Genomic DNA, 12,200 nt, shown 5'->3' with positions numbered 1-12,200 from the left:
GCCAACGGGGTGGCTAGAGTCCTGAAAACAAAGCGTAGACCAGAACCCGGCCCTTTATTCGCGGGGCTTGGCCCGATTCTGGCAATCGCGGTGCAAGGGCTTTGTCACAGGATCTTCATCAGCTGTGCCTAGGCTTGCTCTATTCTCCAGTTGCCCTGTTATGGGGCTGGACTAGTCCAGATAGGTAACCTTTGATGCAATCGACCCCACCGCGGGCGGTAACAGCCATATGCCATGCGCTGCAGGAACAGATCGAACATGGCCTGCTGATGCCGGGCGGCAAGCTGCCGGCCGAGCGCAAGCTGAGCGAGGTATTCGACACTACCCGGATCACTTTGCGTGAGGCACTGGTGCAGCTCGAGGCCCAGGGCCTGATCTACCGCGAAGAGCGGCGCGGCTGGTTCGTCGCCCCCGAACGCCTGACCTACGACCTGATCGAGCGCAGCCACTTCCATGCGATGGTGCGCGACCAGGGACGGGTGCCGAGCACGGAGCTGCTGGCGGCGCGCTTGCTGCCGGCGTCGGCGGAGATCTGTGCGCGCCTGCGGCTACCGGCGTTGTCGAGCGTGGTGCAGATCTGCCGTTTGCGGCGCATCGATGGGCGCGGCGTGTTGTATGCCGAGCACTACCTCAATCCACGCTACTTCCCGGGAATCCTGGCGCTGGACCTGGCACAGTCGTTGACCGAGATCTATGCCCGCGAATATGGCATCCGCTACGGGCAGGTGTGTTTCGAGATCCTGCCGACTGCATTGCCGGTGGCGGCGGCCATGGCGCTTAGGGTGTCGGCGGGGAGCCCGGGGTTGCACATCACCCGGGTCAACAGTGACCAGCATGGGCACCTGATCGACTGCGACCTGGAGTATTGGCGGCACGATGCGATTCGTATCCAGGCGCAGGCGGGGTAGGGCCGTTCGCAACGTGCCAGTTAAAGGGGCCTAGCTAGTGGCGCCAGACTCAGCCATCACCCCACCCCCAGCCGTCACCACCTGCACCGACAACCGCGGCGTAGCCAGGTCCAGCCCGGCTTCGTCGAGCTGGCGCTTCAACGCCAGGTTGAAGGCCCGTGACACCTCCCACTGCTTGATCGGCGCGGTCTTGAAGCGTGCCCGCAGGATCGCCGAGCCCGACTCGAAACTCTCGACTCCCTGCAGTTCCAGCGGCGACCAGATGTTGCGGCGCATCAGCGGATCATTGCGCAGCTTCTGCCCCACTTCGCGAATCAGGCTGATCGCCTTGTCGATGCTCATGTTGTGCGGGATGGCGATTCGGAAGATCGCATAGCCGAATTCACGCGAGTAGTTCTTGATGCTCTTGATCTCGCTGAACGGGATGGTGTGCACGATGCCGTCGATGTCGCGCAGGCGCACGGTGCGAATGGTCAGGCCCTCGACCGTGCCCAGGTGGCCGCCGACGTCGACATAGTCGTCGATGGCCAGGCTGTCCTCGATGATGATGAACAAGCCGGTGATCAGATCGGCCACCAGCGATTGCGCACCGAAGCCGATGGCCAGGCCGATGACACCGGCACCGGCCAGCAGCGGTGTGACGTTCATGCCCATGTTGGCCAGGGCGACGATCACCGCGATGATGAAGATCGCCACGAACAGTACGTTGCGGATCAGCGGCATCATGGTCTGCGCACGGGCGTTGGCCAGGCCTCGGCGCGAACGCACCAGTGCGTGGTGCACGGCGGTGTCGGCCAGGATCCACACCAGCCAGGCGGCGATCAGGGTGCCTGCCAGGCCCAGCAGGCGCACGCTGACATCATGGCCTTCGCCCTCGGCAAAACCGATCATCGAAAGCCCCCACACGCGCAGGCCCAGCTCGATGAACAGCAACCAGATGCACAGGTGGACCAAGGCGTAGCCAAAGTTCTTCAGGCGTTCGGTATACACCGCCTGACGTTTGTTGGCGCGCCGGGGTTTGGCGGCGTGGCGGCGCACCAGGCCGTTGAGCACCATGCACACCACCACCAGTACGGTGCACATCAGTGACTGACGCAGGGCGGTGCTGGTGTCGCCGGCAGAGACGAAGGTTGCGAACAGCGAGATCGCCACAAGGATCAAGGCCGGGACGAACCAGAAACTGCCAAGCAGCTCGATGGTGTCGCTGAGTGTGCGCCGGGTCAGGCGCCGCGACAGGGGCTGATTGCGGATCAGGTGCGCAATCGGCCGCCTGAAGCGCAGGATGAACAAGCCTGTGCACAGGGCCGCCAGCACGTTGGTCACGGTCGCTATCGCATGGGCCAGGTGTGTGCCCAGCGCAGTGGTCAGGCGTGGATCGCTCATCGCTTCACCGAAGGCGGCGAAGCTGCCGATCAGCCATAACGGACGAAACGCCTGGTGTCGCAGGATATGCAGGGCACGGTGGCGATGCGGGCCGTCGAGCAGAGAGAAGGCGATCACGCAGATCGCCGAAAAACAGGTGCCGACCACCAGCGCATAGGCCAGGACCATGGCCAGGGATTTGCCCAGCGACGGTGGCAGGGCGAAGCTCAGGTACACGGTGAATACCAGCGCCACCAGCCAGGGCCCGAGCTTGCGCAGGGCGAATCGCACCAGGTCCCAGGTCCGTGGGTGTTGGGGCAGCTCCTCGGTCAGCCCGAAGCGGATCCGTACCCGATGGCCGATCCAGTTGAAGGCGTAGGCCAACAGGCTCCACACGGCAATGACCGCAGCGAAGCCGAACAGGATCGCTGGCCACTGGTGCACCGGAACGACCAATGCTGCCAGCTCGTTCTGGGCCTGGTCGATTTCCTGCGACCAACGCACGAAGGGGCTGGCATCGCCGCTGAACTGCTTTTCCAGGTCGTGCATGGCGTTGCCGATCAGCCCCAGTACGCCCTGTTCCACCGTGGGTTGCGACTGTTTGCTGGCATCGCGCAGTTTCTTCAGGTCGGCCAGCAACTTGGCCCGTTGCTGGTCGTTTTCGAGGCTCTTGATCACTTCGTCCAGTGACTTGTCCAGCGGCTCGGTGGCCTGGGGTTGGGCAGGCGTGCTGCTACCCAGCAAGCCGGGCAGGCCAGCGGCTTGCACCGGAGCGATGAACAGGAAGAGCAGCAGGGTCAGGCAACGGAGAAAGGCGGGCACCGGAAAATCTACCTCAGGTCGATCGATTGCCGGAGTGTAGAGGATTTCTCAGGCGAGTTTCTCGAGGATCTTCCAGCACATGATGCCAAAGATGCCGAGGGTGCCGATCCACATCATCAGCACGCCGGCATTGCGCTCGCGCAGGCTGAAACCGATGGTCAGCAGCATCAGGAAAAGGAACACCGGCACGAACAGGGAGAGGAAGGGTGACATGAACAGAATCCTTCTGTTGTCGGGGGCATGCTTGAAGCATAGCGCGTTGAGGGGCGGAGAATTCGCGGGTAAGCCCGCTCCTGCAGGAACGGTGATGTACCTGTAGGAGCGGGTTTACCCGCGAATAGGCCTACCTGATATCAAGGGAGTTCGCGACTGCGATAGAACGCCGTCAGCACCTTCACCAGGTGCGCCAGGTCCTGGCTGCCGCACAGCTCGCGGATCGAGTGCATGGCGAAGGTCGGCAGGCCGATGTCGACGGTACGCACGCCCAGGTGGCTGGCGGTGATCGGACCGATGGTCGAGCCGCAGCCCATGTCGCTGCGCACCACGAAGCTTTGTACAGGCACTTCCTCGGCCATGCACAGGTGGCGGAAATAGCCGGCGGTTTCGCTGTTGGTGGCGTAGCGCTGGTTGTTGTTGACCTTGATCACCGGGCCGGAGTTGAGCTTGGGCCCATGATTGCCGTCATGCTTGTCGGCGTAGTTGGGGTGCACGCCGTGGGCGTTGTCGGCCGACACCAGCAACGAGCGCTGGATGGTGCGCACGTATTCGTCGCCATCGGGCAGCAGACGTTGCAGGGTCTGCTCGAGCATCGGTCCGTCGGCGCCGCACGCCGAGCAGGAGCCGACCTCTTCGTGATCGGTGCATACCAGCACGCAGGTTTCGTCGCTCTCGGCGGCCAGTAGCGCCTGCAGCCCGGCATAGCACGACAGCAGGTTGTCCAGGCGCGCACCGGCGATGAAGTCGCCATGCAGGCCGATGACCGCAGCGCTCTGGGTGTCGTAGAAACTCAGCTCATAGTCCAGCACCACGTCGGCGATCAGGCCGTGCTCGCGGGCCAGTTGCTCGGTGAGCAGGGCTCGGAAGTCGACACGCTCGTCGCCGGCGACCTGGGCCAGGATAGGCGGGAGCTCGTTCTGCGGGTTGATCGGCCAGCCCTCGTTGGCGGTACGGTTGAGGTGGATGGCCAGGTTGGGAATGATGGCGATCGGCAGCTTGAAGTCGACCAGTTGGCTTTCGACCTTGCCATCGCGGCGGAAGGTGACGCGTCCGGCCAGCGACAGGTCGCGGTCGAACCAAGGGGCGAGCAGGGCACCGCCATAGACTTCGACGCCCAGTTGCAGGAAGCCCTGGCGCTGCAGTTCGGGCTGTGGCTTGACCCGCAGGCACGGGCTGTCGGTGTGTGCGCCGACCATACGGATGCCGCCAATCAAGGGCGAATGCTTGCCCAGGCGAATGGCGATGATCGAAGAGTCGTTACGGGTGACGTAGTAGCGTCCGCCGGGCACGGTGGCCCAACTGTCACGCTCGTCCAGACGCTGGTAACCGGCGGCTTCGAGGCGCTTGGCCAGGCTGGCGGTGGCGTGGAAGGGCGTCGGGGAGGCCTTGAGGAAATCGATCAGGCCGGTATTCAGTGCTTCGCGCATAGCTCACTCCAGACAGCAGTGGCGCGAGTTTAGCGTAAATGGTCCGGAATTTGTGCGGGCCTCTTCGCGGGTAAACCCGCTCCTACAGGGTTGGTGGTGACCCCTGTGGGAGCGGGTTTACCCGCGAAAGGGCCGGTGCAGCCACAAAAATCTAGAACGGCGCCGGGCACTCGAACTTCAACCGCTGCCCAGACACCGGGTGGGTAAAGCTCAGCATCGATGCATGCAGGCACAGCCGTTCATGGGCCGCCAATGCCTCGGGGTTGGCATACAGCCGGTCGCCCAGCAGCGGATGCCCGATCGACAGCATGTGCACGCGCAACTGGTGCGAGCGCCCGGTGATGGGCGTCAGCTCAACCCGGCAATGGTCGCCACAGCGTTCCAGTACGCGCCAGAAGGTCAGGGCATGCTTGCCCTGCTCATGGTCGACCACATGGCGTGGCTTGGTGGGCGGGTCGTAGCGCAGCGGCAGGTCGATACTGCCACTGTCGAGCGTCGGCTGGCCCCAGCACAGTGCGGTATAGGCTTTCTCCGTCTCGCGGTCGTGGAACTGGCGCGACAGCTCGCGGTGACTGTCGGCATCGCGAGCCAGGAGAATGATCCCGGAGGTTTCCCAGTCCAGGCGATGGACGATCAGCGCGTCGGGGTAGCCGTTTTCCTGCAGGCGGGTGATCAGGCAGTCCTTGTTGTCCTCGGCACGGCCTGGCACCGACAGCAGCAGGGTCGGTTTGTTGATCACCAGGATGGCGGCGTCTTCGAAGAGGATCTGGATGTTCGACAGCGGCATGTTCAACGGTTCTCTGTAAAGCACTGTGGGAGCGGGCTTGCCCGCGAAGAAGGCCGGTACAAGTGCCAGGGTGATGGCGCCAGTACCGGCCTTTTCGCGGGCAAGCCCGCTCCCACAGGGGATCGCGGTGTGACAGGGGATTCTATCAGCGATCCGGCAAGGTGATGTTCAGTTCCAGAATCGAGCAGCTGCCCTGGTTTTCCAGCTCGATATGTACGTCATCGTTGCCGATGTTCACATACTTGCGGATCACTTCGAGCAGTTCTTTCTGCAGCGCCGGCAGGTAGTCCGGTTCGCTGCGCTGGCCGCGCTCATGCGCCACGATGATCTGTAGACGCTCTTTCGCTACCGACGCACTGGTCTGTTTCTGTCTGCCACGAAAGAAGTCAAAAAGGTTCATGGTTTATTTGCCTCCAAACAGGCGCGCGAAGAATCCTTGCTTCGGCACTTCGATGAAGCGCAGAGGCTTCTCTTTACCCAGCAGGCGGTCGACGGTATCGCTGTAGGCCTGGCCGGCGTCGCTCTGGTCGTCGAGGATGACCGGGATACCCTGGTTGGATGCTTTGAGGACCGCTTGCGACTCGGGAATCACGCCCTTGAGCTTGATCGCGAGGATCTCTTCGACGTCGGCGATGCTGAGCATTTCGCCCTTTTCCACGCGCTCGGGGTGGTAGCGGGTGATCAGCAGGTGTTCCTTGATCGGCTCCTCGCCGTTCTCGGAGCGGCGCGATTTGCTCGACAGAATGCCCAGCATGCGGTCGGAGTCACGTACCGAGGAGACTTCCGGGTTGGTCACGACGATGGCTTCGTCGGCGAAGTACATCGCCAGGTGCGCGCCTTTCTCGATACCAGCCGGGGAGTCGCAGATGACGTAGTCGAACTGCTCCTTGAGCTCCATCAGGACCTTTTCAACGCCTTCTTGCGTCAGGGCGTCCTTGTCGCGGGTCTGGCTGGCGGCCAGTACGAACAGGTTCTCAAGGCGTTTGTCCTTGATCAGGGCCTGCTGCAGATTGGCCTCGCCGTTGACCACGTTGACGAAGTCGTACACCACGCGGCGTTCGCAGCCCATGATCAGGTCGAGGTTACGCAGGCCGACGTCGAAGTCGACGATCACAGTCTTGTGGCCGCGCAATGCGAGGCCGGTACCGATGGCGGCGCTGGTGGTGGTCTTGCCCACACCCCCCTTGCCGGAAGTAACCACGAGAATCTTGGCCAAGGTGTTTCACCCCTAAATAAACGGGACCCGAAGTCCCAGCAAATGCAAAAAAGGCAACGGTGGAAAAGTTGCTCTTAAAATGGCGGCAGTATCCGTTAAAGACGGGTGATGTTCAACACGTCGCCGACCAGGCTCACCTGCACGCCCGAACCCCACAGCGGGTCGCGGCGCAGGTCTTCGCAGACCTTGTACTGACCGGCGATGGAGACCATTTCGGCCGTCATCTGCTGACAGAAGATCCTGGCTCGGGTGTTGCCCTTGATACCAGCCAGTGCGCGGCCACGCATGGCGCCGTACACATGGATATTGCCATCGGCGAGAAGTTCCGCACCCGGGCTCACCGAGGCGGTCACGATCAAGTCGCCGCCCTGAGCATAGATCTGCTGGCCGCCACGTACAGGGCTGGTGATGATGCGGGTCGGGCGAACCTCGGGTTCGGCGGCCACAGCGGGCGCCGGAGCGGGCTCGACTTTCTTCACTTCCGGCTCAGGTTCCAGCGGCCGTTCGCGGGCGCCGGAGGGCGGCAGGACCGGCAGGTCGATGGCAATCGCTGCGGCGATGTCCTCGATCCGGCTGGCGCGGATCGCCAGGGTGCGCAGGCCATGGTGACGGCAGATGCGCATCAGCCCGGGCAGGTCGATGGCGCCTTCGTCCGGCGGCAGTTTGTCCAGGGCCAGCACCAGCGGTGTGTTGCTGAAGAAATTGGGGGCCTGCGCTACTTTCGCCGCCAATTGGCGGTCGAGGGCTTCGAGGTCGTTGCGCGCCAGTTCCAGCACAGTGATGGCGAGCATGCTGCCCTTGAGCTGGAACACGGTGGCGGAGTCGGGTGTCTGGTTGAGGCTCATGGTCTGCATAGACGGCTTGTTGCGAAAAAAGTGCCCTGACTTATAACGATAAGACCGATTGGCCGCAACCTGCGGCCAAAGGTTGTAGAATGCCAGGCCTTTGTCTTACCGGAAGCTTCAATGGATCGTCCGCGTTTTCGTCCCTACTTCCTTCATCCACGTTTCTGGGGCCTGTGGCTCGGCCTGGGACTGCTGTGGCTGGTGGTGCAGTTGCCTTACCGAGCCTTGCTGTGGCTCGGCAGCGTCCTGGGCGCCGTGATGTATCGCCTGGCCGGCGAGCGTCGGCGCATTGCCGCGCGCAATCTGGAGCTGTGTTTCCCGGCACTGTCCGGCGACGAACGGCAGCGCCTGCTGAAGGCAAACTTCGCCTCCACCGGCATCGCCTTCTTCGAGATGGCCATGAGCTGGTGGTGGCCCAAAGCCAGGCTTGCCCGCCTGGCACACATCGAAGGTCTGGAGCACCTGCAGGCAGCCCAGCGTGACGGGCAGGGCGCCATCCTCATGGCGGTGCATTTCACCACGCTGGAGATCGGCGCGGCCCTGCTCGGCCAGGAGCACACCATCGATGGCATGTACCGCGAGCACGGCAATCCGGTGTTCGACTTCATCCAGCGACGCGGTCGCGAGCGGCACAACCTCGACTCCCTGGCAGTGGAACGCGAGGACGTACGCGGCATGCTCAAGCTGCTGCGCGGCGGGCGGGCGATCTGGTACGCGCCGGACCAGGACTACGGCACCAAGCAGAGCCTGTTCGTGCCGTTGTTCGGCATCCCCGCCGCCACGGTGACTGCAACGACCAAGTTCGCTCGCCTGGGCAAGGCGCGGGTGATTCCGTTCACTCAGAAACGCCTGGAAGATGGCAGCGGCTATCGTCTGGTGGTGCATGCGCCGCTCGAGGATTTCCCGGGGGAGAGCGAGGAGGCCGACTGCCTGCGCATCAACCAGTGGGTCGAAAGTGTGCTGCGCGAGTGCCCCGAGCAGTACCTGTGGGCGCACCGGCGCTTCAAGTCGCGGCCCGAAGGGGCGCCGCGGCTGTATGACAAGAAGAAGCGCTGATCCGGGGTAGTGGCTGCAGGCCCTTTCGCGCGCCGACTTGCCCGCGAAGGGCCCGATCCTGACAAAACCGACAAACCAGGAAGGAACCGATGGCCCCACCCCCGACTACTGGCCTGATCCTCTCCGGCGGCGGAGCCCGTGCTGCCTACCAGGTCGGCGTGCTCGCCGGTATCGCCGAACTGTTGCCCGCTGGCGCGCCCAATCCCTTCCCGGTCATCGTCGGCACCTCCGCCGGTGCCATCAATGCCGTGACCTTGGCCAGCGGCGCCACTCGCTTTGGCGAGTCGGTGCAGCGCCTGACCCGCTTCTGGCAGAACTTTCGCAGCCACCTTGTGCTGCGCAGCGACTGGCCCGGGGTCATGCGTCAGGCCAGCCGTTTCGTCAGCCACAGCCTGCTGGGGCTGGGCCGGCAGATGCCGGTGGCGCTGCTCGACAGCAGCCCGCTGCGGGCGCTGCTCAAGGCGCATCTGGACCTGGATGGCATCCACCATGCCCTGGCCAGCGAGCAACTGCGCGCGGTGGCCGTAACCGCCTTTGGTTACGAGTCCGGCCAGGCGGTGACGTTCTATCAAGGCGGCGAAGCGATCGAACCCTGGCTGCGGCACCGGCGTATCGGCGTACCCACTGCGCTGAGCGTCGAGCACCTGCTGGCCAGTTCGGCCATTCCGTTGCTCTTCGCTCCGGTGCGCCTGGGCGACGAGTACTTCGGTGACGGCGCGGTGCGCCAGTCTGCGCCGATCAGCCCAGCGCTGCACCTGGGGGCCAGTCGCGTACTGGTGGTGGGCGTCAGCGGTAACCCGCAGCGCCCTGCGTCGCCAGTGCAGAGTGCACGGGTGTTCAGCGGGCAACAGCCGAGCCTGGCGCAGATCGGTGGGCACATGCTCAACAGTACCTTCATCGACAGCCTCGAAGACGATATCGAGTTGCTGCAACGCCTGAATCACCTGAGTCACCTGATGCCTGCACATCTGGACGCCCGGCGCCTGGGCCTGGCGCCGATCGAAGTACTGGTGGTGGCGCCCAGCCAGCCGCTGGACGAGATCGCGGCACGTCATCGGCGCGAGTTGCCGGCTGCGTTGCGCCTGTTCCTGCGCGGGCCCGGAGCGACCAGGACCAGCGGGGCCGGTGTACTCAGCTACCTGTTGTTCGAGGCGAGCTACTGCAGCGAACTGATCGAACTGGGGCGCAGCGATGCCCTGGCCAAGCGCCGGGAGTTGCAGCAGTTTCTGGGGTTGGTGGGCTGAGGCCGCATGGCGGCCCCGCCGCACTCACTCGGAAATCTGCAACTTGCGCGCCTGGGTATAGACGTAGCGCACTTTCTCGTACTCGAACGGCGAGTTGGTCTGGCCATAGCGGAAATTGGTGGTGTAGCGCCGGTCGATCGCCCGCAGCAGGAAGATCTCCGGATGGTCGGTACTGACCTCGGCGACGTTGAGGAAATTCGCCTCGCGCTCGCCGACGTAGTCCACCACCAGGCCCGTGGTGTCGCGCAGGTTCGAGGGACCGAGGATCGGCAGCATGATGTAGGGGCCTTCCGGAACGCCGTAGAAGCCCAGGGTCTGGCCGAAGTCCTCGCTCTGGCGTGGCAACCCCATCTTGGTCGCCGGGTCCCACAGGCCACCCACGCCGATGAGGGTGTTGAACATCAGGCGCGCAGTGATCTCCGCCGAGCGTTTGACCTTGAGCTGCAACACACTGTTGAACAGGTTGGGCACATCCCCCAGGTTGTTGAAGAAGTTGCTCACCCCGGTGCGCACGAAGTGCGGGGTTATGTAGCGGTAGCCATCGACCGCCGGCAGGAACACCCATTGGTCGAAGCGATAGTTGAAGTGGTAGATGCGCCGGTTCATCGATTCCAGCGGGTCGTAGACGTTCAACGCGGCCAGGGTGGAGCGTTCGAACTCGCGCTGGTCGAGACCGGGGTTGAATTTCAGCTCGCGCAGCGGGTCGAGGAAGCCGTCCGATTCCACGGTAGGCGTGTCGATCACATCGGCTTCGACCACGCTGGTACGCGGTGCGGTTTCTGCTGCCAGGGCGCTGGTACTGACGAGCAGGGCGAGGGCAAGTATGAGTCTGTCAGCCACGGAAGAACTCCAGCATGGCGTCGGCATTGACGCGGTAGTTGAGGTTGCCGCAATGGCCGCCGTGTGGATAAAGGGTCAGCCGGTCGCCGAACACCTTGCGCAGGAAACCGATGTCGCCGGGGCCGAGGATCACGTCGTCGGCGTTGTGCATCACGGCGATCTTCGGGCTGTCGGCGAGGTAGTCCTTGAGGGCGTACAGGCTGACCTGGTCGATCAGTTGCAGCAGGCTGTTGCCGTCCGTGCGCGCACGCCACATGGGGATCACCTGCTCGGTCAGGTAGCAGTCGAAGTCGCATTGCAGGGCCCGTTTGAAGAACGGCGTGAGGCTGCTGCCTTCGGTGATCGGAAACTTCGGCGGAATGATCAGGCCGCGGCGATTGATCAGGTCGGAGGTGAAGGCGATGTCGGCTGCCGAGAAACGGAACGAGGTGCCGATCAGCATGGCCATCTGTTCGTTGGACAAATGTTCGCGTGAGTTCTGGAAGTCGTAGAGCAGGGCGTCATTGAGGTCGATGTAGCCCTTGTCCTGGAAGTAGCGCGTGAGTTTTTCCAGCATCAGTTCGTAGAACGTGGTGCTGCGGTCGATGCCCTTGACCTGGGTCTGCACCAGTTTGTCGAGGTTGTTGATCGAGGTGTACAGGTTCACGGGCGGGTTGAGCAGCAGCACGCGCTTGAAGTTGAAGCTGCGCCGGGTTTCGTCCAGATGGCTGACGAATGCCGCGTCCAGGGCGCCGAGGCTGTAGCCAGTGAGGTAGAACTCGCTGACCGGCAGGCGCGGATGCTGGGCGCGTACGGCTTGCATGACCCGGTACAGGTCTTCGGCATCCTCGCGGCTCACGCCGGGCGTGGCGAAGCGTGAGGCGGCGCTCATGAAGTCCCAGCTGGTGGGCGAAGACAGCTGCACCACGTGGTAGCCCGCCTGGTAGAACAGTTTTTTCAGGTATTCGGCAATGGTGCTGCTGTAGGGCGCGCCGGTGCCGGCGATGATGAACACCAATGGCGCTTCGTGGTCCTGGCGTGCCAGGCGGTAGCGGAGTTTTTTCACCGGCCAGAAGTTGTCCGGCAGGGTGAATTCGCGCTCTGGGCGCAGGTTCAGGCTGTAGTCGGACTGGTCGATATCGTCGTCGCTGGGCAGCGTCGGGCGCTGGTCCGGCGGCGTGGTGGCAATGGTCGCCTCGAACGGATTGGTCAAGGGATAGCCGTAGGTGGCGGGGTCGATGTCCCGCGCAGAGGCGGCCGCAGCCAGAAACAGGCCGCACAGCAGGGCGACGAGGCGCAACGGTCGAAGCATGGAGAGTCCCCCGGGAGAACGGCAAGGCAATGTGGAGCTAGGACCATCGTGCCCCTGGCAAAGTTGCCTGGCGCGCTGTCCTTTATTGTGGCGGATGTTGCCGTGAAGTTGGCCGCTGCGGCAATGACCGCTTTCCTCGACATTAGCCGAACCGCGCCATTTTGCCTTGCGCGGCAGGCCTGGGGG

At 63.5% G+C, this 12,200-nt stretch carries 12 protein-coding genes; 3 read left to right on the top strand and 9 right to left on the bottom strand.

The genetic code is table 11. The annotated features are described in order from the left end of the window. The first annotated feature begins 194 nt into the window (after window positions 1-194). Entirely contained in the window at window positions 195-908 is a 714-nt protein-coding gene (locus tag AB688_RS21290) for a UTRA domain-containing protein (protein WP_063545805.1), read from the top strand. A gap of 30 nt (window positions 909-938) precedes the next feature. Here the strand turns inward: AB688_RS21290 and AB688_RS21285 are convergent, their stop codons facing one another. The 7 genes from AB688_RS21285 to minC form a co-directional block, all read right to left on the bottom strand. Next, complete coding sequence (locus tag AB688_RS21285) at window positions 939-3,092, bottom strand: mechanosensitive ion channel family protein (protein ID WP_063545804.1); 2,154 nt, start codon at window positions 3,090-3,092, stop codon at window positions 939-941. Window positions 3,093-3,140: 48 nt separating this feature from the next. Beyond that, window positions 3,141-3,305, bottom strand: coding sequence for a hypothetical protein (locus tag AB688_RS27075; protein WP_172964816.1), 165 nt, complete (start codon window positions 3,303-3,305; stop codon window positions 3,141-3,143). Window positions 3,306-3,445: 140 nt separating this feature from the next. Then, the gene (locus AB688_RS21280) at window positions 3,446-4,735 is read right to left on the bottom strand and encodes a M18 family aminopeptidase (RefSeq protein WP_054895571.1); all 1,290 of its coding nucleotides are present in this window, start codon (window positions 4,733-4,735) and stop codon (window positions 3,446-3,448) included. A 151-nt stretch (window positions 4,736-4,886) separates the two neighbouring features. Beyond that, window positions 4,887-5,522, bottom strand: a complete 636-nt coding sequence (locus AB688_RS21275; RefSeq protein ID WP_054893839.1) for an RluA family pseudouridine synthase — start codon at window positions 5,520-5,522, stop codon at window positions 4,887-4,889. A 145-nt stretch (window positions 5,523-5,667) separates the two neighbouring features. Next, a complete protein-coding gene (gene minE, locus AB688_RS21270; protein WP_003252572.1) occupies window positions 5,668-5,922 on the bottom strand; it encodes a cell division topological specificity factor MinE in 255 nt (84 codons plus the stop codon). Between the two features lie 3 nt (window positions 5,923-5,925). Further along, complete coding sequence (gene minD / locus AB688_RS21265; RefSeq protein ID WP_054893840.1) at window positions 5,926-6,738, bottom strand: septum site-determining protein MinD; 813 nt, start codon at window positions 6,736-6,738, stop codon at window positions 5,926-5,928. 95 nt (window positions 6,739-6,833) lie between these two features. Then, window positions 6,834-7,592 carry a septum site-determining protein MinC gene (gene minC, locus AB688_RS21260; protein ID WP_063545803.1) on the bottom strand — a complete coding sequence of 253 codons (759 nt, stop codon included), beginning with the start codon at window positions 7,590-7,592 and terminating at the stop codon, window positions 6,834-6,836. Between the two features lie 111 nt (window positions 7,593-7,703). Between minC and AB688_RS21255 the strand changes: the two genes are divergently transcribed. Together AB688_RS21255 and AB688_RS21250 are read left to right on the top strand one after the other, a co-directional pair. Further along, a complete protein-coding gene (locus tag AB688_RS21255; RefSeq protein WP_063545802.1) occupies window positions 7,704-8,639 on the top strand; it encodes a lipid A biosynthesis lauroyl acyltransferase in 936 nt (311 codons plus the stop codon). A gap of 89 nt (window positions 8,640-8,728) precedes the next feature. Beyond that, window positions 8,729-9,883: a patatin-like phospholipase family protein gene (locus AB688_RS21250; protein ID WP_063545801.1), complete on the top strand. Its 1,155-nt coding sequence runs from the start codon at window positions 8,729-8,731 to the stop codon at window positions 9,881-9,883. Window positions 9,884-9,907: 24 nt separating this feature from the next. Here AB688_RS21250 and AB688_RS21245 read toward each other — a convergent pair whose 3' ends face one another. Both AB688_RS21245 and AB688_RS21240 read right to left on the bottom strand, forming a co-directional pair. Further along, a complete protein-coding gene (locus AB688_RS21245) occupies window positions 9,908-10,723 on the bottom strand; it encodes a VacJ family lipoprotein (RefSeq protein ID WP_054893844.1) in 816 nt (271 codons plus the stop codon). Further along, a complete protein-coding gene (locus tag AB688_RS21240; RefSeq protein WP_063545800.1) occupies window positions 10,716-12,014 on the bottom strand; it encodes a hypothetical protein in 1,299 nt (432 codons plus the stop codon). Before AB688_RS21240 ends, AB688_RS21245 begins: the two co-directional genes overlap by 8 nt. Between the last annotated feature and the right edge of the window lie 186 nt (window positions 12,015-12,200).

Source organism: Pseudomonas putida (genome assembly GCF_001636055.1).
In the GTDB taxonomy this organism is placed as follows: domain Bacteria; phylum Pseudomonadota; class Gammaproteobacteria; order Pseudomonadales; family Pseudomonadaceae; genus Aquipseudomonas; species Aquipseudomonas machongensis.
The sequence above is the reverse complement of the archived record's forward strand: the minus strand, read 5'-3'. Positions and strand labels throughout refer to the sequence as shown.